The organism is Rhizobium sp. CB3060 (genome assembly GCF_025200735.1).
Lineage (GTDB): Bacteria > Pseudomonadota > Alphaproteobacteria > Rhizobiales > Rhizobiaceae > Rhizobium.
The window spans coordinates 249948-273668 of sequence record NZ_CP104159.1; the positions used below are offsets into that span (position 1 = coordinate 249948).

Annotated in this window: 21 protein-coding genes and 1 pseudogene; 11 read left to right on the forward strand and 11 right to left on the reverse strand. The window is 58.8% G+C overall.

The genetic code is table 11. From position 1 onward, the window contains the following. Positions 1-14 precede the first annotated feature (14 nt). The gene (locus tag N2601_RS20680; protein WP_260304700.1) at positions 15-1130 is read left to right on the forward strand and encodes a mandelate racemase/muconate lactonizing enzyme family protein; all 1116 of its coding nucleotides are present in this window, start codon (positions 15-17) and stop codon (positions 1128-1130) included. Positions 1131-1229: 99 nt separating this feature from the next. On the opposite strand, the gene N2601_RS20685 is transcribed toward N2601_RS20680, so the two are convergent. The 9 genes from N2601_RS20685 to N2601_RS20725 all read right to left on the reverse strand — a co-directional run bounded on the left by N2601_RS20685 (position 1230) and on the right by N2601_RS20725 (position 11220). Continuing rightward, positions 1230-2282, reverse strand: a complete 1053-nt coding sequence (locus tag N2601_RS20685) for a proline racemase family protein (protein WP_104826141.1) — start codon at positions 2280-2282, stop codon at positions 1230-1232. A gap of 84 nt (positions 2283-2366) precedes the next feature. Further along, entirely contained in the window at positions 2367-3380 is a 1014-nt protein-coding gene (locus N2601_RS20690) for an Ldh family oxidoreductase (protein ID WP_260304701.1), read from the reverse strand. A 1-nt stretch (position 3381) separates the two neighbouring features. Next, entirely contained in the window at positions 3382-5367 is a 1986-nt protein-coding gene (locus tag N2601_RS20695) for an oxidoreductase (protein ID WP_260305281.1), read from the reverse strand. Between the two features lie 30 nt (positions 5368-5397). Next, a complete protein-coding gene (locus tag N2601_RS20700) occupies positions 5398-6639 on the reverse strand; it encodes a DUF3422 domain-containing protein (RefSeq protein WP_104826144.1) in 1242 nt (413 codons plus the stop codon). A gap of 26 nt (positions 6640-6665) precedes the next feature. Continuing rightward, positions 6666-7742 carry a quaternary amine ABC transporter ATP-binding protein gene (locus tag N2601_RS20705; protein ID WP_260304702.1) on the reverse strand — a complete coding sequence of 359 codons (1077 nt, stop codon included), beginning with the start codon at positions 7740-7742 and terminating at the stop codon, positions 6666-6668. Next, entirely contained in the window at positions 7735-8622 is an 888-nt protein-coding gene (locus tag N2601_RS20710; protein WP_104826146.1) for an ABC transporter permease, read from the reverse strand. Before N2601_RS20710 ends, N2601_RS20705 begins: the two co-directional genes overlap by 8 nt. 95 nt (positions 8623-8717) lie before the next feature. Then, positions 8718-9719, reverse strand: coding sequence for an ABC transporter substrate-binding protein (locus N2601_RS20715; protein WP_104826147.1), 1002 nt, complete (start codon positions 9717-9719; stop codon positions 8718-8720). A 64-nt stretch (positions 9720-9783) separates the two neighbouring features. Continuing rightward, positions 9784-10578: a pyrroline-5-carboxylate reductase family protein gene (locus tag N2601_RS20720; protein WP_260304703.1), complete on the reverse strand. Its 795-nt coding sequence runs from the start codon at positions 10576-10578 to the stop codon at positions 9784-9786. 12 nt (positions 10579-10590) lie between these two features. After that, a complete protein-coding gene (locus N2601_RS20725) occupies positions 10591-11220 on the reverse strand; it encodes a TetR/AcrR family transcriptional regulator (RefSeq protein WP_260304704.1) in 630 nt (209 codons plus the stop codon). Between the two features lie 146 nt (positions 11221-11366). On the opposite strand from N2601_RS20725, the gene N2601_RS20730 reads away from it, so the two are divergent. The 8 genes from N2601_RS20730 (at position 11367) to gfa (ending at position 20153) form a co-directional block, all read left to right on the forward strand. Further along, positions 11367-13403, forward strand: coding sequence for an NADH:flavin oxidoreductase (locus N2601_RS20730; protein ID WP_104826150.1), 2037 nt, complete (start codon positions 11367-11369; stop codon positions 13401-13403). Between the two features lie 40 nt (positions 13404-13443). Next, positions 13444-14058: a dimethylsulfoniopropionate lyase gene (locus N2601_RS20735; protein WP_260304705.1), complete on the forward strand. Its 615-nt coding sequence runs from the start codon at positions 13444-13446 to the stop codon at positions 14056-14058. 12 nt (positions 14059-14070) lie between these two features. After that, positions 14071-14820, forward strand: a complete 750-nt coding sequence (locus tag N2601_RS20740; RefSeq protein ID WP_260304706.1) for an electron transfer flavoprotein subunit beta/FixA family protein — start codon at positions 14071-14073, stop codon at positions 14818-14820. Between the two features lie 78 nt (positions 14821-14898). Further along, the gene (locus N2601_RS20745) at positions 14899-15840 is read left to right on the forward strand and encodes an electron transfer flavoprotein subunit alpha/FixB family protein (RefSeq protein ID WP_104824515.1); all 942 of its coding nucleotides are present in this window, start codon (positions 14899-14901) and stop codon (positions 15838-15840) included. Positions 15841-15847: 7 nt separating this feature from the next. Continuing rightward, on the forward strand, positions 15848-17512 hold the full coding sequence (locus tag N2601_RS20750; RefSeq protein ID WP_260304707.1) for an electron transfer flavoprotein-ubiquinone oxidoreductase: 1665 nt from the start codon (positions 15848-15850) through the stop codon (positions 17510-17512). A gap of 32 nt (positions 17513-17544) precedes the next feature. Beyond that, positions 17545-18672, forward strand: coding sequence for an S-(hydroxymethyl)glutathione dehydrogenase/class III alcohol dehydrogenase (locus N2601_RS20755; RefSeq protein ID WP_260304356.1), 1128 nt, complete (start codon positions 17545-17547; stop codon positions 18670-18672). Positions 18673-18676: 4 nt separating this feature from the next. Further along, positions 18677-19510, forward strand: coding sequence for an S-formylglutathione hydrolase (fghA, locus tag N2601_RS20760; protein WP_260304708.1), 834 nt, complete (start codon positions 18677-18679; stop codon positions 19508-19510). A 70-nt stretch (positions 19511-19580) separates the two neighbouring features. Then, on the forward strand, positions 19581-20153 hold the full coding sequence (gfa, locus tag N2601_RS20765; RefSeq protein WP_260304709.1) for an S-(hydroxymethyl)glutathione synthase: 573 nt from the start codon (positions 19581-19583) through the stop codon (positions 20151-20153). A gap of 105 nt (positions 20154-20258) precedes the next feature. Here gfa and N2601_RS20770 read toward each other — a convergent pair. Beyond that, positions 20259-21539, reverse strand: a pseudogene (locus N2601_RS20770) (M24 family metallopeptidase). Positions 21540-21811: 272 nt separating this feature from the next. Here N2601_RS20770 and N2601_RS20775 point away from each other — a divergent pair. Further along, positions 21812-22696 carry a LysR substrate-binding domain-containing protein gene (locus N2601_RS20775; protein ID WP_260304710.1) on the forward strand — a complete coding sequence of 295 codons (885 nt, stop codon included), beginning with the start codon at positions 21812-21814 and terminating at the stop codon, positions 22694-22696. A 22-nt stretch (positions 22697-22718) separates the two neighbouring features. On the opposite strand, the gene N2601_RS20780 is transcribed toward N2601_RS20775, so the two are convergent. Then, the gene (locus N2601_RS20780) at positions 22719-23210 is read right to left on the reverse strand and encodes an Lrp/AsnC family transcriptional regulator (RefSeq protein ID WP_104826159.1); all 492 of its coding nucleotides are present in this window, start codon (positions 23208-23210) and stop codon (positions 22719-22721) included. Positions 23211-23498: 288 nt separating this feature from the next. On the opposite strand from N2601_RS20780, the gene N2601_RS20785 reads away from it, so the two are divergent. Further along, positions 23499-23708, forward strand: coding sequence for a hypothetical protein (locus N2601_RS20785; protein WP_104826160.1), 210 nt, complete (start codon positions 23499-23501; stop codon positions 23706-23708). The last annotated feature ends 13 nt before the right edge of the window (positions 23709-23721 follow it).

Sequence of the window (23721 nt, forward strand, 5' to 3'; positions counted from 1 at the left end):
TTGAAGGATGGACCATGAAAGATTTGAAGATTGCCAAGATCGATGTTTTTAAGGTGGACCTGCCGTATGCGGGCGGAGTTTACCGCCTGTCCGGAGGGCGGGAATATCGAAGTTTCGATGCGACGCTCGTCCGCATTACGGCCAACAATGGCCTCGAAGGATGGGGCGAGAGCACGCCATTCGGATCGACCTGGATTGCCTCCCATGCGCTCGGCGTGCGAGCGGGGATCGCGGAAATCGCGCCCAGCCTCATCGGGCTCGATCCGAGACGTGTCGATCGGATCAACGACGCGATGGATGGAGCACTTGTCGGTCATCTTCACGCGAAGACGGCGATCGATGTGGCGTGCTGGGACGTGTTTGGAAAGGCGGTGGACCTGCCGGTATGCGATCTCCTTGGTGGCCGCACCGATGTCGCCATGCCTGTGATCTCTTCGATCTATATGGGCGATCCAGAGGACATGCGCCATCGGGTCGCACAGCACCGCGCGATGGGCTATATCGCCCACTCGGTAAAAATCGGAGACGAGCCGGCGATGGACGCCGCGCGCATTGCGGCATCGCTTGCGGACAAGAAGCCGGGCGAATTCTTTATCGTGGATGCGAACGGCGGCATGACCGTCGAGACGGCGCTTCGGATGCTGAGATTGCTGCCCGATGGCCTCGATTTCGTCCTCGAGGCACCATGCACTACCTGGCGCGAATGCATTTCACTCAGGCGTCGAACCGATGTTCCCATCATCTTCGACGAACTCGCTACGGACGATGCTACGATTGCACATATCGTCGGCGACGATGCGGCAGAAGGGATCGGGCTGAAAATCTCGAAGAATGGCGGACTGACCCGGGGCAGGCGTCACCGAGACATCTGCGTAGCGGCCGGTCTTACGGTAAGTGTTCAGGAAACGACAGGCTCCGACATCGCCTTTGCTGCCATCGTGCATATGGGCCAGACGGTCCCTGAGAAGAACTTAAGATGCGTGCTTGAATGCCGCGATATCGTATCGATCAAAACTGCTGACGGCCCCTTCGAAGTCGTAGACGGCCGCGTGAGAGCGCCGAGCCTTCCGGGACTCGGAATAACGCCGCGCCTTGAGATCCTGGGTGAGCCGATAGCGAGCTATTGTTAGAGTAGAACGGCGTCTTTGGGCGACGGCATTTGCATGCCGTCGCCCCTGATCCCAAGGCACAATAGCTGTAGCCTTTGCCTCTTTTCTTTCACCGGCATATCAGGCCCAGGTATCTCCCACGGTGAAGCCCTCGACGAAGGGATCGTCATTGTCCAGGACGATCGTGTTGATGCCATAGATCCAGCTCGTTCCGCTGACTGTCGGCACCACAGCGTTCCGGTCGCCGATCTTGGCCTCTTCGACGAGCCTGCCGGTATAGATGTTTCCGAGAATTCCCTGATGGCGGAAATCCTGGTTGAGCGGCAGTTCGCCCTTGGCATGAAGCACCGCCATCTTTGCGCATGTACCAGTGCCGCACGGGCAACGATCCAGCGCACCCGTCCAAGTAGCCGGATTGTCCCATGAGAATTCCCCGGACGCCATGGTGACGGTGTTCTTCCAGTCCGCACGCGGATCGTCTGTTGGGCCGGAGAGTTGCGAAATGGTGATGCCGACGCCAGGATAATCCGGATGCGACACCGGCAATTGTTCGATGGCGGCTTCCCTGATCATGGCCGAAATTCTTGCGATTTCCCTGCCGTGCTCCGGCTTGAGCTCCAGCCCGCGGAACTGGCGAACATCCGCAATGGCATAGAACATCCCGCCCCATCCGACGTCCACGGTCACCTTGCCAAGGTGCGGCACGTCGATGACTGCGTCCAGATGCGCGGCAAAGGCGGGCACGTTTTTGAACGTGACGCTCTTCACCTTGCCGTTCTCGCATTGCGCGCTCACCCGGATAAGACCTGCGGGTGCCTCGAGAACCAGCTCCGTGACCGGCTCCTTCATCGGCAGCATCCCCATTTCCAGAAGCACGGTCACAACCGAAATCGTGTTTCCGCCCGACATGACGGGATATTCGATCTGCTCCATGATGATGTAGCCGGCCTGAGCCTCCGGATGGGTCGGCGGCACGATGATGTTGCAGCAATGGGCAGAATATCCACGCGGCTCGCGCAACAACAGTTTGCGCAATTGATCGTCATTGCTCTCGAGCCACTTCATCTTTTCGTAGACCGAATTGCCGGGGATATGGGGTATGCCTCCGGTGACAACACGCATGGGCGTGCCGGCATGCGTATCGATCGCCTGGATGGTGCGTTTGAATGCCATTTTCTTGTTCCTGTACTCTCGTGGTTCGATGGTTCGCGACGATTGGACGGAAGTCTCAGCCAGGGAGCTCCGATCTCTTTTTTGCTAGTTGCGCTCTGCCTGCAGCGACGCAAATCGACTGATGGACTCAAAGACGGTGCGCGGAATCTTAAGCTCCGCCGTCGGGGAGGGCGGGAAAGGAATTCCAGTGACACCGGGAATGAAGACGCCGTGATCGTGAAGACGAATGGTCTGCGCGTGAGCACGACGAATGCGCTCGTCTCCGAGACCTGGCATGATCGCAATAATGCTAAGGCCGACAGCGGGAGACGCATTCCCTGATCTGAAATCGGGAGTGTCCAGCGACCATGGCCCTCCGGACAGGCCCGCGGAAAGCATCTCGACGAACAATGCCACGTTCCCTCCCTTGCGGCCGCCGAACGGCAGCAATGCTCCTGTCAGTGCCTTGGTGGCGTCTTGTGTCGGCTCGCCGTTTTCGTCGACCGCCCAACCGTCGGGGATCGGCTGACCCTGTTCGGCCGCCTGAACGATGTTGACGAAGGCGGTTGCGCTGGAAGCCTGGTCGATGACCAAGGGAAGGGTCTGGTCGCCAAGTGGAAAACCGAATGCCATGGGGTTCGTGCTGTAGACGGCCACACCGCCAGGCTTGGGTACGACCATTGCGTTCGCGTTTGTTGCAGCTAGCCCGATAAGACCTTCCCCGGCCAGCCTTCGAACGTAGTATCCGAGCTCTCCCGCGGTGTAGCTGTTGGTCTGCGTAAACACCGCGACGCCTAATGTGCGGGTGGTTTCAACCAGATCCGCAAAGGCAAGGTCAAAGCCGAGCTGGGCAATTCCGCCGTCGGCATCCGAAACCATGAATGCAGGGAAACTCCGTTGCAGACTAGGTTGCGAGTCGCCCTTGATCCGGCCTTCGGCGAAGGCATTGAGGTAATCCACGAAATGCGGGAAGCCCAGCGTTGCAGGACCAAAAAGCGCAGCCGACAATGTTGCGTCGACGAGGGAACGGGCGCTCGCCTGCGACGCACCGGCCGCTACGCAGGCGCGCATTGCGAGTTCTTCTGCTTCCGACCTACGGAGCGAGACCTCTTCTGCCATATCAAATCTCCAATCCTGTCTTTCGACCTTCGTAAAATGCGTAGGGAGCTTGTCGCGGGGCCGCGCAATCGCCGATCTGACGAATGGTGACACCCAAAGCCGACAGACCTGGCATCAGCCAATCCGCGGGAAGATTTGTCGTCGCCATGACCAGCGTATCCGCCTCGAGAAAGCGATGTTCGCCGGTATTGTGATCCACGAGCGTTGCGCCGCCCCCCTTCCACTCGACCACGCTCGATTCGACGATCCACTGGACGCCGAGTTTGCGCAGGGCCTGCCGCATGGGGACGTCGGCTGCGGTCCGCTGAAGCTCTTTGCCGACGAAAGGGTCTGGGGTGACAATAGTGACCAAATGACCTTCTTCGGCCAGCTTCCAGGCCGTGCCGCATGCCCTCCAGCCGCCGCCCTCGTCCAGAAGAAGAACGTGTTTTCCGGGTCTGACCTGCTTTGCCATCACGCCTTCGACGGTAAAGACGCCGCCCTTCTCGATACCGGGCAAGGTCTCAACAGTCGGCAGCGCCTTCTGGAAGCCAGTTTCCGGCGAATAGGATCCCGTGGCCACAACGACCACATCCAACTCGGCCGCATTGATTTCCTCAGCTTCCACGTAGGTATTAAGCCGGACTTCGACGCCGAGGCTTTCGAGCTGGCGCTCGTACCATGCCAGGAGATCCAATATCTGCGCCCGGCGCGGCTGCAGCCCTGCCAGCAGGAAATTGCCGCCCAGGCGGCTGGACGCCTCGGCGAGTATGACTTTATGGCCTCGCTCTGCGGCCACTCTCGCCGCCTCCAGCCCAGCCGGGCCTCCGCCGATGACAAGAACCCGTTTGGGGGCGTCTGTTTTTGTGAAGCGATCGCCGTTCCACTCGGACTCGCGGCCGGCAGAGGGATTGATCAGACAGCTTATCCAGTAGTCACGTGAGCGGCGGCCCCAACACATCTGATTGCACGAAATGCAGCCGCGAATGTCCTCAGGGCGACCTTCGCCGGCTTTCCGTGCCAGATGAGGATCGGCGATTTGGCCTCGCACGATCGAGACCAGGTCGCAGGCGCCCTCTCCCAGCACCGTCTCGGCATTCTCGGGTGTCCGGATGTGACTTTCTGCCGTGACGACCGCTTTCTTCACGACCTTTTTCAAAGTCGATGCCAGATCGGCCCCGAGCTTTTCAGGATAGATGAAAGTCGGCATCAGCTTGTAGAAGTCGAGATAGCCGCCCGATCCGCAGGTGACGTAGTCTATCAGGCCGAGCTCGTCATGGAGTTTGACGATCTCGGCGAGCTCCTCGCGTGAAAGAGCTGCCTTTACGTCAGGCTCGTCGCTGACGGCGATGCCGACGATGAAGTCAGGCCCGCAGGTCTCACGAATCCTGGAGAGTATTTCCCGAGACATCCGTGTGCGATTTTCCAGCGACCCTCCCCATTGGTCGTCCCGGCGGTTGCTCCAGGGCGTCCAGAACTGATCGACCATCCCGAGATAGGCCGCCCAGACCTCCACTCCATCAAAGCCCGCCTCGCGACATCGCCGTGCGGCCTGAACGAAGCCATCGATGGTTTCCCATATCTCGTTTTCGGTCATCGGATGTGAGCCGTCGCTATCGTGATAGCTCGGCAAGCCGGAAGGCGACCAATGAGGATGGAAGGAGTTGTCGGAGTCGCCGTGCGCGCCGACATGGTAGAGCTGCTGAATGGCAACGGCGCCGTTGTCTTTGATCGCCCGGACGACCTTGGCGAAATGCGGTATAACGGCGTCGTCCGAATGCCGGAAGTTGTGATGCGTCAGGACCGCGGACGCATGCACCGGCATCGGCTCGACGACAATCATGGCAGCGCCGCCGATCGCCCGCTCGGCATAATATGCCGCATGGCGTTCGGTCGGCAGACCCTCCAAGGCGAGGTTTGAGGTGTGCGCGCCGAAGACAATTCGGTTTCGAAGGGTGCGGGAACCAATCTTTAGAGGCGCGAACAGGCGAGGAAACGTCTGGGACATGGTGTTGGCTGCCAAGATGAGTGTCGTTGGTTACGATGCGCTATGCGCTGCGATGCCCTTTCGGACATGCCGAATGCCCGCCCAGATCGCGAAAACTGCCACGGGAACGGTAAACAGCAGGCCGGCCTTTGCCAGATGGACGTCGAAGCCAAGTTCGCCGGCCGCCTCCAGGCACACCTTTGTCAGGCTGATGGCATAGTAGGTGATCGCGATGACCGAAAAGCCCTCGACTGCCTGCTGAATGTGAACCTGCACGCGTGCACGCTCTTCCATCGAGCTTAGGAGCGATGCGTTCTGGTCCTCAAGCTGTACCTGGACGGTCGTCCGCAGGAGATCGCCTGCAAGGCTGACACGCTCACCCACTTCGGAAAGACGCCGCTCCGTTGCATGGACGAAGCGAACGGCGGGCTGAAAGCGGCGGTCGATGAAGGTACAGATGCGCTGTCTTTCCTCCACTCGTTCTTCGCGCAGCTCAATCATCCTGCTTGCGACAATTTCGGCGTATGCCTTTGTGGCTCCAAATCGTTGTTTTGCCTTTGCCGTCAGCTTCAAGACGTCGGAAGATAGCTTCGTCACTTCTGACAGAAGCGCCTTGTCCACCTTTATTTCGCTCTGCATGTGCTCAATCAGAACGGTGAGGCGCCTGTCAAAATCCGAAAGTTGTTTGACCGTTTCACGCGCCACCGGCATGCCGAGCAGCGCCATCATCCGGTAGGTTTCAATTTCCAGCAGCCGCCTCACCATGCGACCCGTACGGTAGGCATTGAGGTTGCGGTTATAGACGCGAAATTCCACGAATCCGTCATCATCGAGACGGAAGCTCGAATAGACCTCCGCGTCGCCGCCGCCCACTTTCGATGCGACGTAGTCGACTCCGGGTTTTGGACGCGGCGCCTCCTTTTCGTCTCGCACCAGGACACGCACGGCAGCGATCACCTTGCCTTCTACGAAGCGAATGCAGTCGTAAAACGGCTTCGGCAATGCAGTCGGCTGGTCGATCGATGCCGGTGAGACGTAGGTCAACGTCACAAACTCGGTATGCGCCTCCCATTTCAGCCGTCCGTCGCCACATTTTCCTATGCCGTGGCTTCCCTGGCCTGTGATTGCGACATCATCGAGTTCCAGCAGTTCCGATGGGATTGGAGGAGCTGCGTTCTCCGAAACGATGGCGACGTGCCAGACATCGGTGTCGCCATCGAAATAAAGTGAAGGTCTTGCGTGGAGTTCCTGATGGAGTTCCCTGCGCAATGGATGTTCGGCGCCGACAAGCATCTGGTTGACCCTTTTCAAACAATGGATCAGCGCGCCATGGCGACCACGTCCCTTTGTCGTTCTTGACCTTGTGAACTGACCATTGCGCAAGCGAGCTGGCGCAGTGTCACGACGCCGACAGGCTCGGAAGAGGCGCCTAGCACCGTCACATCACCGTCCGGAACGGATGCGAGTAAGCGCACGGCTTCTTCCACCGTCGTCCCCGCGTGCACCGTAAGGCCGCTGGATGCTGTCGCGCCACGAAGAGGTGACATGATCGCCTCCACCTGGACGACGCGCCCGCGGTTTACCTCCTTGACGAAGTTGGCAACATAGTCGTCTGCCGGGCGCAGGACGATGTCCTGGCTGGTCCCTTGCTGAATGATCTCGCCGTCGCGCAGAATTGCGATTTGATCACCGAGACGCAGAGCCTCGTCGAGGTCGTGGGTGATGAAGACGATCGTTTTCTTGATCTCCTTCTGGATGTCGAGAAGGACAGTCTGCATGTCCGTTCGGATCAATGGATCAAGAGCCGAATAAGCCTCGTCCATGAGCAGCACCGGCGCATCGTTCGAAAGAGCGCGTGCGAGCCCGACGCGTTGCTGCATCCCGCCCGAGAGCTGATTGGGATACTTGTCTTCAAATCCCTTCAGTCCCACTCGCTCCAGCCATCGCATGGCGACATCGACGGCTTTCGCACGAGCAATTCCTTGGACTTCCAACCCGAAAACGGTGTTGTCGAGGACGCTACGGTGCGGCAGAAGTGCAAACTTCTGAAACACCATTGCCGTCTGGTGCCGGCGGAACTCGCGAAGCTGGGTCTCGTCCATTTTGACAACGTCGACACCATCGACCAGCACTTCGCCCGCTGTCGGATCGATCAGACGGTTTATGTGGCGAATGAGTGTTGACTTGCCTGAGCCGGAGAGGCCCATGATGACTTGGATACAGCCCGATGGGATCTCGATATTGATGTCTTTCAGACCCAATATATGCCCGTGCGTTCGGTTGAGCTCGGCCTTGGTCATGCCCTTCTGAGCAGCCTCGATATGGGCTGCCGCATTGGGACCGAAGATCTTGTAAAGGTGTCGGATCCTGATACCGCCGAAATGATGATCAGCCATGAACGGTCTCCCGGTGCTTCTGGAGTCTTTTGCCGTATGCCTGGCTGACCCGGTCAAAAATGATGGCGATGCCAACGATGGCAAGTCCGTTGAAGATGCCCAAGGTGAAGTATTGATTTGCGATTGCCTTGAGCACGGGTTGGCCGAGGCCTTGCACGCCGATCATCGAGGCGATGACGACCATCGCCAGTGCCATCATGATGGTCTGGTTGATCCCGGCCATGATTGTCGGCAAGGCAAGCGGCAACTGCACCTTGAAGAGCTTCTGTGATCGGTTGGTTCCAAACGCGTCTGCAGCTTCCAGGACATCCTTATCGACAAGCCGGATACCAAGGTCGGTGAGCCTGATCATCGGCGGAATAGCGTAGATGACGACTGCGATGAGGCCGGGTACGCGTCCGATGCCAAGAAGCATGACCACGGGGATGAGATACACGAAACTCGGCATGGTCTGCATGATATCGAGGATCGGGCTGACCAGCTTCTGAATGCGGTCGGAGCGCGACATCAGAATGCCGATAGGCAGACCTATGGCGATCGAGAGTACGGTGCAGACGAAAATCATCGAGATCGTGCGCATCGTGTCCTGCCACATGTCGAAATAACCGATCAGCAACAGCGTGACGAGACAGCCCAGGACGATCTTGAAATTGCGGCTCGCAAGCCACGCGACCGCCAGGATCAAGAGCGTGATGATCGGCCACGGGGTTTGGGTCATGAATTTCTCGGCCGCCATCAAGAAATGCTGCAGCGGCGTGAAAAAGCCCTCGATCGTGTCTCCGTAGGCTCTCGTGAATGCGCGAAAATTGTCGTCGATGAGCTTCTTGAGATCACGAAGCGCATCGTCGTTCATATGAGGGAAGGTGTAAAACCAGTCCATGCGGTTCCCCTTTTCTTAAAGAAGCCGTGCCAGTCTTTTTATGTTGTGCGGCGGTGAGGAGCGGCGCGCCGTGCGCGCCGCTTGTTTAGGGGCGGCTAGAGAGCGGCCTCGATCTTCTTGGCGGCGTCCGGAGTGACCCACTTCGTCCAGACGTCTTTGTTTTCCTTCAGGAAGTGCTTGGCGCCATCTTCGCCGCTTGCCTGGTTGTCCGTCATCCAGGCCATCAGACCGTTGACGGTCTGGTTGCTCCAGGAGCGCTTCTTGAGATAGTCCATGACTTCGGGGCTGACCTTCTCGGAAAAGGTCTTGGCAACCAGCGTGACGACATGGTCGGTCGGCCAGGCATTCGGCTTGGGATCGGCGCAGTCAGCCACTGTATTGCAGCGCTTCCACTCCGCAGGATCGTTCGGCACGCCTGCATCGAGCTTCACCATCGCGTATTTGCCGAGCAATGCCGTTGGCGCCCAGTAATAACCTACCCAGCCTTCTTTGCGCTCATAGGCTTTTGCAATCGAACCATCGAGGCCTGCCGCAGAGCCGGTATCGACCAGAGTGAAGCCTGCCTTGTCCGCATTGAAGGCCTTGTAATATTGCGATGTGACGATCGTGCCGCCCCAACCCTGGGGGCCGTTGAAGATAGCGCCCTTCTTGGCGTCTTCAGGATCTGGGAACAATTCGGGGTGCTTCAGCATATCAGGAATGGTCTTGATGTCCGGATGTGCGTCGGCAACATACTTCGGGATCCACCATCCCTGCACGCCGCCATCGGGAAGCGGGGATCCGACCTGAACGATCCTCCCTTCGTCGGTACCCTTCTTGACGACGTCTGGCAGCAGGTCGATCCAGGCTTCCGGCGCAATATCGGGTTCACCCTTCTCCGCCATGGAGGTGATCGTCGGAACGGTGTCACCAACGGTGATATCCGCTTCGCATCCATAGCCTTCGTTCAGGATGATCTTATCGAGATTGGAGAGGACTTCCGCGCTTTGCCAGTTCATGCTGGCGATCGTGATGTTGCCACATTCGGCGGCACTCGCAATGGAAGCTCCGCCTACCAGTCCAAACAACATGCAGGTCGATGCCAATAGCTTTTTCATTATCGTTCCCTCAGTTTAGCGGCTTGTCTTAGGGGCGGGGCGCCGCAAACCCGCATTCAGGCTATCAGGAAATCTGTCCCATTTTTATTGATTTTGCGAATGCTGCGGACAAACCATTTTGTACCGCGGTATCGAAGCCGGAAGCGCGCATTTCCTCGATCGCTGCTGCAGTTGTGCCGCGATAATCGAGAAAGGTGCGAACGATGTCGTCGGGATTTTCATCCCGCTTTTGCAGCAAGCCGCCCGTGCCGACCAGAACCGCGTTAACGGCGCGGTGCGCGACTTTTGGTTCCAGCCCGCGCGCGATCGCATCCTTCAGCATGGCAGTGGCGAGCAGGGCGGGGAATGCCGGCCCCGCGCCCGAAAGACCGGTCAGATAGTCGATGTCGCCTTCGCTTGCGACCTCGTCCTGCATTCCGCAGGCGTCGAATATGGCTCGAATAGCGGCCTTGTCTTCACCTGTCGCATGCTGCGTGGCGATCCATGGTGTATAGGAAAGCGCCACTTCCGCGGCTGCGTTGGGAAGTGCACGGACAACGCGCGGAGTATTGTGGTGATGGCAAAGCGCGGCGAGGGAGACACCGGCCATAACAGAGATCACCAACTTGCCTTTGGCATCGATACGCAATTGCCTCCAGTCGGCAGGTCGCACGGAAAGAAAAATGATATCGGAACGGTCTGCCAACTCTTGATTGTCGACGGTCCAGAAAGCTTGCAAAAACCTGTCCGGCCGCGTGCTTCGGTAGGAGAGGGCAAGATCTTCTTCGATGACGACGCCAGCGTTCACCAAGGACTCTGCGATCGCCCCGCCAAGCCAGCCCGCACCTCCAACGATACCGATCTTTCCTAAACCGCTCATTCTTGCCCGCCGTTAGTCTGGCTTGTAACCGTGCCGCGCAAAGAAGCGGTCCAGCTCTCTCTGCTGAGGCACCTGGCCAGTATAGATTGCGATATATTCAGGTATGCGCTTCATACGCAGACCGATATCCTCGTTGGACTGCATCGAGATGTAGCCGATCTGCACCAGATAGGTTGTTCTCGCGCGCACGTCTGCGGCGGCGGCTTCATAGCCGAACCGCATGAACATCCGCGTAAGCGCCTCTACTCTTGCCTGGTCCGCGCGCTGAACCTCTTCGAGAATTTCCGACGATTGCAGTGCCCAACTGCGCACTGCGAACTCGAACTGCGAGTCAAAAAGGTCCTTATTCAGCCAGCAATCGAAAACATTGAGCATGGCTTCCGCCAAGGATTCTGCATATGCCTCCGACTGCTTGATAATGTTGCCGGTGTTCTTGTCTCTCCATCTTGCAAGCAAAGCGCCCAGCAGCTCCTCCCGATCCTTGAAGAACCAGTAGAAGCTGGTGCGGGAAAGCTTGAGCTTCTTTGCCAGCGGCAGGATTTTGACCGCATCAACTCCGGCGTCGATCAGCGAGCTGTATGCCGCCTCCAGCCAGCCTTCCTGCGATCCGCGCCAACCACTGTCGTTCAAACTCTGGTCCATGACCTATCTCCTATCAAATTGCGAAGGCCGACACAAGAAAAATGTACATCAGTGTCGAAATTAGAGACTAAAATGTTTTCCGCATTGACACGTATGTACATTTGCGCATAGCGTCATTGTGATGTTTCTAATCCGGAGCCCGACATATGTCGAACGATCCTCTTCTTCAGCCCTATAAATTAAAGCATCTGACGCTGCGAAACCGCATCATCGTGACATCCCACGAGCCGGCTTATCCCGAAGACGGAATGCCGAAGGAACGGTATCGGGCTTACACGGTGGAGCGGGCGAAGGGCGGAGTGGCCTTGACGATGACGGCGGGATCTGCGGCCGTTTCGCGCGACAGTCCGCCGGTCTTCAACAACCTGCTCGCCTATAAGGACGAGATCGTTCCCTGGATCCGCGAAATGACCGATGCCGTTCACGAAGAGGGCGCGGCGATCATGATTCAGCTCACCCATCTCGGGCGCCGCACCCGTTGGGACAAGGGCGATTGGCTGCCGGTCGTGGCTCCATCGCATCACCGCGAGGCGTCCCACCGCGCCTTTCCCAAGAAGATGGAAGACTGGGACATCGAGCGCATCATCAAGGACTTTGCGGATGCCGCCGAACGCATGAAAGCGGGCGGCATGGACGGGGTGGAGCTGGAGGCCTATGGCCATCTGATCGATCAGTTCGCGTCTCCGCTCACCAACGAACTCGACGCTCCCTATGGCGGCCCGCTGGAAAATCGGATGCGCTTCTGTTTCGATGTCTTCAAGGCGATGCGTGAACGCGTTGGTGACGACTTCATTCTCGGCATTCGCTACACCGCCGACGAATGTCTTCCCGGCGGGACCGGTAAGGCAGAGGGTATCGAAATTTCCAAGCGGCTGCGCGATAGCGGTCTGGTCGACTACCTGAACGTCATCCGTGGTCACATCGACACCGATCCGGGCCTGACCGATGTCATTCCAATTCAGGGCATGGCCAATTCGCCGCATCTCGATTTTGCCGGTGAGATACGCGCCGCGACGAACTTCCCGACATTCCACGCCGCAAAAATTCCGGACGTTGCCACCGCCCGCCATGCCATCGCGGCCGGAAAAGTGGACATGGTCGGAATGACCCGCGCTCATATGACCGATCCGCATATCGTGCGGAAGATCATCGAAAAGCGCGAGGAAGACATTCGGCCGTGCGTCGGCGCAAACTACTGTCTCGACCGCATCTACCAGGGCGGCATGGCATTCTGTATCCACAACGCCGCGACCGGCCGCGAGCAGACAATGCCTCATATCGCGTCGAAGGCTGACACCCGGAAGAAGGTTGTCATCGTCGGTGCCGGTCCTGCCGGTCTCGAGGCCGCCCGCGTCGCCGGGGAACGCGGCCATGACGTCGTCGTTTTCGAGGCGGCGAACAATCCGGGCGGCCAGATCCGGCTTACCGCGCAGAGCGAACGCCGACGAGAGATGATCAGCATTATCGACTGGCGCATGAGCCAGTGCGAGAAGTATGATGTCAAGTTCCACTTCAATACCTGGGCGGAAGCGGAAACGGTTGCTGCGGAGAATCCGGACGTCGTCATCATCGCGACGGGCGGCTTGCCGCATACGGAGGTATTGTCGAAGGGCAACGAACTCGTCGTGTCCTCGTGGGACATCATCTCCGGCGACGTGAAACCCGGCACGAACGTTTTGATCTTCGATGACGCCGGCGATCATGCGGGATTGCAGGCTGCCGAATTCCTGGCAAAGGCTGGCGCGAAGGTCGAGATCATGACGCCCGACCGCTCCTTCGCGCCGGAAGTCATGGCGATGAACCTCGTTCCTTACATGCGCTCGCTGCAGAAGCTCGATGTCACCTTTACCGTGACGTTCCGATTGGAGTCGGCTGAGAAGAATGGCAACCAGATCGTCGCCCATGTCGGAAGCGACTATGGTGGTGTCTCCAAGCAGCGTGTCGTCGACCAGATCGTCGTCAATCACGGCACCATTCCACTGGACGAACTATATTTCGAGCTGAAGCCGCTCTCCAGCAACTTCGGCGAAATATCGCACGATGAGCTTCTCGCAGGAAAACCCCAGTCCGTCGTTCGCAATCCGGAAGGAAAGTTCCAGTTGTTCCGGATCGGTGACGCCGTCGCGGCTCGCAACACGCATGCAGCGATCTACGATGGCCTTCGGATCGCGAAGGACATCTAGCGCGGGCGGACGGTTGGTCGATCCGGCGGGAGGGGATGGAATGAGCCAAAGAAATGAGGACCTGCAGCACTTCATCGACGCTGCTTTCGTAGCCTTCGACAAATGTGTGAAGGATCCGCAGGGTCGCCGCTCGATCGCGGAAATCTTTTCGGCGCTGGAACGTCCAGGCATGCAAAGGGAAGGGAATGGCAGCCGTCTTCCGGTCTGCGCGTTCCTTGCCGACGCCTTGTCCGTCCACACGTCCGATCCTGCTCTTCGGCGCATAATGGAGCTTTTTCGGCGAGTTGAACCTCTGCTCGAGTGGAGACAGCGAACCAAGTATGATGCCGCCACGGCCAGCGAGAATTTCCTTGATGGCCACGCCAATGCGATGATCATTGGCCCGGGCGGTTTGGAAGTTCGCAACGACCTCTGGTTCGGAGTGACCCTCTTGGCGCCCAGAGTTCGCTATCCGGATCACAATCACCCTCCTGAAGAAACCTATCTCGTGCTGTCTGATGGCGAGTTCCGGCAAGAGGACGGGGATTGGTTTTCGCCCGGTATCGGCGGGTCGTTCTATAATATCCCCGGTATCAAACATGCCATGAGATCGGTCGACACGCCTGTCTTCGCCTTCTGGGTGTTGCTTGCCGAACGACCGCATACGGAACAATGAAAGGGGTTCGCCATGAAGATTCTCGTCCCGGTGAAGCGGGTGGTTGATTACAACGTGAAGATCCGTGTGAAGGCGGATGGCACGGGTGTCGAGCTTGCGAATGTGAAGATGTCGATGAACCCGTTCGACGAGATCTCGGTCGAGGAAGCGCTGCGGCTGAAGGAGGCCGGCAAGGCCGAAGAGGTGGTGGTGGTATCGATCGGTCCGGCCAAGGCCGAGGAGACGCTGCGGACGGCGCTGGCCATGGGGGCGGATCGCGCCATCCTGGTCGAGACCGACGATCAAGTCGAGCCGCTGGCGGTGGCGAAGATCCTGAAAGGGGTCGCCGAGGCCGAACAGCCCGGCCTGATCATCGTCGGCAAGCAGGCGATCGATGATGATAGCAACCAGACCGGCCAGATGCTGGCGGCATTGCTGGGCTCGGCGCAGGCGACGTTTGCCTCGAAGATCGAGATCGGCGATGGCAAGGCGACTGTCACCCGCGAGGTCGATGGCGGCCTGCAGACGATCGAGGTCAAGCTGCCGGCGGTGGTGACCACGGACCTGCGCCTCAACGAGCCGCGTTATGCCTCGCTGCCGAACATCATGAAGGCGAAGAAGAAGCCGCTCGACAAGAAGGCACCTGCCGACTTCGGCGTCTCCACCGAGCCGCGCCTGAAGGTGCTGAAGACCGAGGAGCCGTCGGGCCGCAAGGCGGGCGTCAAGGTCAAGTCGGTGGCCGAGCTCGTCGAAAAACTCAAGACCGAAGCCGGCGTGCTCTGAGGCCGTTCATGCTCCCGAAAAGTGGGTACCGGTTTTCGGTCAAGAGCATGGACTCAGCAAATGTAAAGGATAAGACCCATGGCCATTCTTCTTCTGGCTGATCATGACAGCAACCACCTATCCGACCAGACCGCCAAGGCGCTGACGGCGGCGACACAGATTGCCCAGGGAACGGGAAGCGACGTGCACATCCTCGTCGCCGGCGCGGGCGCCAACACTGCGGCCGAACAGGCAGCCAAGCTTGCCGGCGTCTCCAAGGTGCTGGTTGCCGACGATGCCAGCCTCGCCAACAATCTCGCCGAACCGCTCGCAGCCCTCATCGTGTCCCTGGCTGGCAGCTATGACACCATCCTGACGGCGGCCACCTCGGTCGGCAAGAATGTGCTGCCGCGGGTTGCCGCTTTGCTCGATGTCGCCCAGGTCTCGGAAATCATCGAAGTCGTCTCCGCCGATACCTTCAAGCGGCCGATCTATGCCGGCAATGCCATTCAGACGGTGCAGTCGACTGATGCCAGACGCGTGATCACCGTGCGCACCGCTTCCTTCGCCTCTGCCGCAGACGGTGGTTCGGCCAGCATCGAAGCAATCCCGGCGGTCGCCAATCCCGGCCTGTCCAGCTTCGTCGCCGATGCATTGTCGACCTCGGACCGTCCGGAACTGACGTCTGCAAAGATCATCATCTCCGGTGGCCGCGCGCTCGGTTCGGCGGAGAAGTTCAAGGAAGTCATCCTTCCCGTCGCCGACAAGCTCGGGGCGGCCGTCGGCGCATCCCGCGCTGCCGTCGATGCCGGTTATGCCCCGAACGACTGGCAGGTCGGCCAGACCGGCAAGGTGGTGGCGCCACAGCTCTATATCGCCTGCGGCATCTCCGGTGCCATCCAGCATCTCGCCGGCATGAAGGATAGTAAGGTCATCGTCGCCATCAACAAGGACGAAGAGGCCCCGATCTTCCAGATTGCCGACTATGGCCTCGTCGCCGATCTCTTCGAGGCCCTGCCGGAACTCGAAAAGGCGCTGTGATATCGCAATGACCGACGCTAGCGAGCTGCCAGAACGGGAAAGCATGGAATTCGACGTGGTGATCGTCGGAGCGGGGCCGGCTGGTCTTGCGGCGGCGATCCGTCTGAAGCAGGTCAATCCCGATCTGACCGTCGTCGTGCTCGAGAAGGGCGCGGAAGTCGGCGCCCATATCCTGTCGGGTGCCGTTGTCGATCCCATCGGCATCGACCGCCTGCTGCCCGGCTGGCGCCAAGAAGACGGCCATCCTTTCAAGACCAAGGTGACGGACGATCATTTCCTGGTGCTCGGACCGGCCGGCTCCGTCCGCCTGCCGAACGCGCTGATGCCGCCGCTGATGAACAATCACGGCAATTATATCGTCTCGCTCGGCAACGTCTGTCGCTGGCTCGCCGAAAAGGCGGAGGCCCTCGGTGTCGAGATCTATCCCGGCTTTGCCGCCACCGAAGTGCTTTACAATGACGAAGGTGCCGTCATCGGTGTTGCCACTGGCGACATGGGTATCGAAAAGAACGGCGAGCCCGGCCCGAACTATACCCGCGGCATGGCGCTGCTCGGCAAATACGTGCTGATCGGCGAAGGCGTGCGCGGTTCGCTTGCCAAGCAGCTCATTGCCAGGTTCAAGCTCGATGAGGGACGTGACGTACCGAAGTTCGGCATCGGCCTCAAGGAACTCTGGCAGGTTAAGCCCGAGCACCACAAACAGGGCCTGGTGCAGCACTCCTTCGGCTGGCCTTTGGGCATGAAGACCGGCGGCGGCTCGTTCCTCTATCACCTCGAAGACAATCTCGTCGCCGTCGGCTTCGTCGTGCACCTCAATTACAAGAACCCCTATCTCTATCCCTTCGAGGAATTCCAGCGCTTCAAGACGCACCCGGCGATCCGCTCCACCTTCGAGGGCGGCAAACGCCTCTCCTATGGGGCGCGCGCCATCACCGAAGGCGGTTACCAGTCGGTGCCGAAGCTTTCCTTCCCCGGGGGGGCGCTGATCGGCTGTTCGGCCGGTTTCGTCAACGTGCCGCGCATCAAGGGCAGCCACAATGCGGTGCTGTCGGGCATGCTGGCGGCCGACAAGATCGCCGCGGCGATCGCCGCCGGCCGCGCCAATGACGAAGTGATCGAGATCGAGAACGAATGGCGCAGCACCGACATCGGCCGCGACCTGAAGAAGGTCCGCAACGTCAAGCCGCTGTGGTCGAAGTTCGGCACGGCGATAGGCGTGGCGCTTGGCGGTCTCGACATGTGGACGAACACGCTGTTCGGCTTTTCCTTCTTCGGCACGCTGAAACACGGCAAGACCGATGCGCAGTCACTGGAGCCGGCCGCCCAGCACAAGCCGATCGCCTATCCAAAGCCGGATGGCGTTCTGACCTTCGATCGTCTCTCGTCGGTGTTCCTGTCGAACACCAATCATGAGGAAGACCAGCCGGTGCATCTCAAGGTCAAGGACATGGACCTGCAGAAGCGCTCGGAGCACGACATCTATGCCGGCCCGTCGACGCGCTACTGTCCGGCTGGCGTCTATGAATGGGTGGAAAAGGACGGCAAGGACATCTTCGTCATCAACGCCCAGAACTGCGTGCACTGCAAGACCTGCGACATCAAGGACCCCAACCAGAACATCAACTGGGTGCCGCCGCAGGGCGGCGAGGGGCCGGTCTATCCGAATATGTAAACCACGAACGAAACGAGAAGGGAACCACATCCATGGACGTACGCGCCGCCGTAGCCGTTGCCGCCGGTAAACCGCTGGAAGTCATGACCGTTCAGCTCGATGGCCCGAAGGCCGGCGAGGTGCTGATCGAGGTCAAGGCGACCGGCATCTGCCATACCGACGATTTCACCCTGTCGGGCGCCGATCCGGAGGGCCTGTTTCCGGCGATCCTCGGCCATGAGGGCGCCGGCATCGTCGTCGATGTCGGCCCGGGGGTGACCTCGGTCAAGAAGGGCGATCATGTCATTCCGCTTTATACGCCCGAATGCCGCGAATGTTATTCCTGCCTCAGCCGCAAGACCAATCTCTGCACCGCGATCCGTTCGACGCAAGGCCAAGGCCTGATGCCGGACGGCACCTCGCGCTTTTCGATCGGCAAGGACAAGATCCATCACTATATGGGCTGCTCGACCTTCGCCAATTTCACCGTGCTGCCGGAGATTGCCGTTGCCAAGGTCAACCCGGACGCTCCCTTCGACAAGATCTGCTATATCGGCTGCGGCGTCACCACCGGCATCGGTGCGGTCATCAACACCGCCAAGGTGGAGATCGGCTCGACGGCGATCGTCTTCGGTCTCGGCGGCATCGGCCTCAACGTCCTGCAGGGCCTGAAGCTTGCCGGCGCCGACATGATCATCGGTGTCGACATCAACAACGACCGCAAGGCCTGGGGCGAGAAATTCGGCATGACGCATTTCGTCAATCCGAAGGAGGTCGGCGACGACATCGTGCCTTATCTCGTCAACCTGACGAAGCGCAATGGCGACCTCATCGGCGGGGCCGACTATACCTTCGACTGCACCGGCAACACCAAGGTGATGCGCCAGGCGCTGGAATCGTCGCATCGCGGCTGGGGCAAGTCGGTCATCATCGGCGTTGCCGGCGCCGGCCAGGAAATCTCGACCCGTCCCTTCCAGCTTGTGACCGGCCGCAACTGGATGGGCACGGCCTTCGGCGGCGCCCGTGGCCGCACCGACGTGCCAAAGATTGTCGACTGGTACATGCAGGGCAAGATCCAGATCGACCCGATGATCACCCACACCATGCCGCTCGAGGACATCAACAAGGGCTTCGACATGATGCACAAGGGCGAAAGCATCCGCGGCGTCGTGGTCTATTAAAGCCATGAAGACCATATCGAAAGAGAGGTCGTTCGGCGGAACGCAGGGCGTCTACTCGCACGCGTCGCAGGCATGCGGGTGCGAGATGACGTTCGCCGTCTACGTCCCACCGCAGGCCGCCGAACGCCCATGTCCGGTCCTCTGGTATCTCTCCGGTCTCACCTGCACGCATGCAAACGTCATGGACAAGGGGGAGTACAGGCGGCTTGCTGCACATCTCGGGATCATCGTCGTCTGCCCGGACACAAGTCCCAGAGGGGATGCGGTGCCGGACGAGCCGGAAAACTGGCAGATGGGCAAGGGCGCCGGCTTCTATCTCGACGCCGCGCAAAAGCCATGGGCCGAGAAATATCGGATGTACACCTACATCACCCAGGAGCTGCCGGCTCTGGTTGCTGAGGAGTTCCACGCCGACATGGAGCGGCAAGGGATTTTTGGCCATTCGATGGGCGGGCACGGGGCGATAACCATCGCCCTCAAGAATCCGGATCGTTACCGAAGCTGCTCGGCCTTCGCACCGATCAGCCGCCCGAGCGTCTCCGGATGGTCGAAGCCGGCATTGGAGAAATATCTCGGACCCGACCAGCAAAGCTGGCGCGAGTACGACGCCTGCGCGCTGATAGAGGACGGACGCAGATTTCCGGAAATGCTCGTCGATCAGGGGACTGCTGACAGCTTTCTGGAAGATGGGCTCCGCCCGAACGAGCTGAAGGCCGCGTGCGACACCGCCGGCATCTCGCTTCGCCTCAGGATGCAGGAGGGCTACGGCCACTCCTACAGCTTCATCTCGACTTTCATGGACGATCATCTGCGCTGGCACGCCGAGAGGCTAGCGTAGAAGGCTCAAGAGAGAACTACAGCTCGGTCGCGGCATTCTGCCGTGACCCAGGAGGAAGGGAGAAACCTCAATGACGAGCATATCAATACATCCGACGGTCGACTCCGGATATCGGGCGACCGACGCATCCTTTTCCGGAGGCACCCTCATCTGCAATTGCGCAAGCAACCCGGTGAAGGTCCGCATCAAGGGCGACATTGCGCACAATCACGCCTGCGGCTGCACGAAATGCTGGAAGCCCGAAGATGCGGTATTCTCTGTCGTCGCCGTCGCGCCGACGGAGAATGTCGAAGTTCTGGAGAACGGCGACAAACTCGCGGTCGTCGACCCGTCGGCGCTGATCCAGCGCCATGCCTGCAAGGAATGCGGCGTCCATATGTACGGACCTGTCGAGCGCGATCATCCCTTCAAGGGACTGTCTTTCGTTCATCCCGAGCGTTTCGAAGGGAAGGGTTGGGCCGCGCCTGGCTTTGCCGCGTTCGTTTCGTCGATTATCGAAAGCGGATACGACCCAGCCAAAATGGATGCCGTGCGAGCCCGTCTGAAGGAACAGGGGCTTGAGCCCTATGATTGCCTGAACCCGGCGCTGATGGACTATATCGCCACCTGGACAGCCAAGAAAAACGGCGTGCTGGCCGCCTGAGAATAGATCAAATCATGCAAAGGCCGCCTGGCAAACCACCAGGCGGCCATTACCATCAGCGAATTGGACACTGCGGTATCAGATACCTGTCCGCAGTCCCGTGCATCAATTCTCCTCCCAAGGGAAGGTATCCAGCCTTTCCGCACCGTTCGCGGTAATGAGCACCTGGGTTTCCAGTTTGATACTCTCTGATCCGTCTTCGGCGATGAGACTTTCGACGTTCAACACCATGTTCTCTTCCACGACGCCGGCGAAATTCTCGTCATAATCCGGATGCAGCAACACGCCCGGCCACTCGTCGCACATGCCTGTTCCATGCAGCGCCAATGTATAGCGATAGGGTATGTATTTTTCCGGAATGCGCCAGGATCTTTCATTGAATTCCAGGAAGCTCAGTCCGGGCTTCAGCAGGGAAAGATTATGTTCGATCTGCTCCCTTGCCGCCGAATAGAGCTCGCGCTGCTTGGGTGTCATCGCCACATGGCCGCAAGTTCACGAGCGAGACAAGTCGGCACAATATCCGTAGGGGCCAATCATATCCGTGTCGAAGGAGATCATTTCTCCGGATTTCACCATGTAGTCCGAGCATTCCTGGTACCACGGGTTCGTTCTGGCCCCCGCGGTCAGCAGCTTCGTTTCAAGCCACTCGCCGCCGCTGCGCGCGTTCTCGAAATGGAGTTCCGCCCAGATCTCGCGTTCCGTCCGGCCGGGTTCTGAGGCCTCATACATCCGCGCCATGCCGGCCTCGCAAACGCGGATGGTCCAGCGCATCAGTTCGATTTCCTCGGCACTTTTTATGGACCGCGCCCGCTCCGCCAACTCCTGGCCGTCGAGCAGTTCTATGCCTCTCTTTTGCAGCGCAAAAGCGCCTGGAGGGTCGAGCCGGTCCACGGCCAGGCGGTGATTCCGACCTTTTTCCCTCAGGATGTCGGCGATCTCGTCAGCCCATCCTTCTAGTCGTTCTTCAACCAAATTGCCTGCGGTGAAGAAGATCCAGGATTTTGCCGGCCGGATTTCATCGACACAGGGAAGACCTTGGTTGAGGTGTTCCGAGCCCTCGAACTCAAACATGATCGCTGGTCCGTCGGCCAGGATCAAAGCGTAGCGGGCTGGATTATGCATCGTCCAGATGCTCATATTCGACGAGTCGAAAGCATATCTTATGTTCACGGGATCATAGAGAAGCAGGGCGGAACAGTTGGCTTCCTCCATCTTCATACGCAAACGACCGAGCCGATAATGCCGCGCCGTATCGAGAACATGCGCCGGAATGGAACTGCGGAGCGGCCGATCGGCGCCTTCTGGATTGAGATATGCTTTCTTTCGTTCGTCTTTGAAAACGGTTGTGTGATCATGACTGCCGATAAGTGCAGAGGCATTTTGCATTCGAGGCGTTCCTATAGGTCTGTGGATGCAGTGGATTTGCCGGAGGACGGATCTTCGGCGGAGCAACGGGAACCAAAGATGAGGTAAACGGTTGGCGCTGTGTCGGACCGCGACTTTGGGCAGGATGGGAGGAAGAGGCCCTTTTTCTCAACGGCAAAAATAAGCCGCCTTGACATAATGGAATGTAATGCAAAAAACTGCTGAGGCTGGTGCGGCTGCACCCCTCATCAATAAGGTTTTCCATGGTAAGTCTGCGGCGACGATTGCCTCCTTTGACCGGATTGACTGCATTTGAAGCCGTGGCTCGCAATGGCAGCTTCACGCGTGCGGCAAGCGAGCTCGGCGTTACGCAAGCCGCCGTCAGCCGGCAGATTCATCTGCTCGAAGAAATGCTGGGTTTCGATCTTTTTCGGCGCTTGCACCGCAGGATAGAGCTGACTGAAAAAGGAAGAACCCTGTCGACGGCCGCAACCACCGCCTTCAACCTTCTTGCCGAAACGATCTCTGAAATCACCAAGGAAGAGGCAGCCGAAGGGCTGACGATTTCCGCCACCGTCGCATTCTCACATTTCTGGCTGCTGCCGAAGATCTCTTCCTTCTCGAAAGTCTGCCCAGACAGCGCGCTTCGCATCATTACACAGGACAACGCGACCAGCCTTGGGAGCAGCGACGTGGACCTCGCCATCCGTTATGGCAATGGCATGTGGCCGGATGGACAGGCTGAACTGCTTTTCGATGATGAGATCTTTCCGGTCTGCAGCCAGGAATATGCTGAGAACCTCGGAAAAATCGGAGATCTTGCCGAGTTGGTGCGCTATCCGCTCATCAGCTCCGACACCGACGACCCAAGTTGGACAGGCTGGAACGAGTGGCTCGCTGCGTTCTCGGTGGAAGCACCCAAGCGCTCCCTCGGCATGCGCTGCAGTTTTTATACCGAAGCGGTTTACGCTGCATTGAACGGGCAGGGGATCGCACTCGGCTGGCGGCGCCTCGTTCAGGATCTCTTGAACAGGAAAGCGCTTGTTCGGCTGACCGAGCAGTCGATCGCGACGAGGAACGGTTATTTCATTGTTGTTCCGCGGCGAAGCGCAAAAAATCCGCATGTCGCTCAGTTTACCGCGTGGTTGAAAGAGACAGCGCATGCCATGCAGCAATGACGTTGCTGTCCGATGATGGCCGCTACAAGCCGCTTGTCTTTATTCGGCCGCCTTCCTTGACTGTTTCCATCGCCACACTTGTGGATGTGCTCGCCACGTAGGGGAGGGTCGATATTTTTTCTCCGAGGACGTGGCGGTATCGGCGGATGTCCCGTGTTCTTATCTTGATCAGATAATCAAAACGCCCTGCGATCATGTGGCATTCTTCCACCTCCTTGATCTTCCTCACTGCTGCATTGAAGCTTTTCAACGCGTCTTCCTTGGTACTCGTCAGCTTCACTTCCGCGAAGGCGACGTGATCGAGCCCAAGTTTGGCGGGATTCAAGATAGCCGAGAATCCCACGATGTATCCTTCGTCCACGAGTCTCTTAAGGCGAAGCTGACAAGGGGTTTTCGATAATCCGATCCGGCTGGCCAGATCCGTAATCGAGATTCGGCCGTCCTCGGTAACGACTTCGAGGATCTTCAAATCAAACTGGTCCAATTCACTAGTTTGAGCCTTTTCTGTAGACATTTTGCAATCCTATTGCCGTTCAAATAAGTGAATACATCAATCATTCGGCCTTAATCAAGTCTGAATGACTTTATCTCCTCGGTTATGATGAAGCGAAGCCGGTGGAGGAAGAAGTCCAGATGAATTCCGCAGCCAAGAAGGTCGAAGGATTCCTTCAAAAACGCGCTCATCGACATACCGTTCGGCGGATCAAACGATGCGCTTTGCATCTCAATCAGATTGCAGAGGCCTATGAGGCGGTCGGCATCTGATTTTGCCTATTTCGCTCGCGTCAAAAGGGGATCACGGATGTATAACTACAATAAGAAACGCGAAGTCAGTCAGGAGCCGGATCTGCTGGCTCACTATCGGCCGGTGGCGATCAGAGCGGTGGCGGCTGCGCTCGCTGTTAAGGCGAGCAAGCCGGATGCGGTGCCGCTTCGAGACACCGAGTATTCAGGTCCGGCCTGGCTGGACCATCCCGACGACGGCGAAGCCGGCGTTTCATTCATTCGCTAATCGACACATCGTT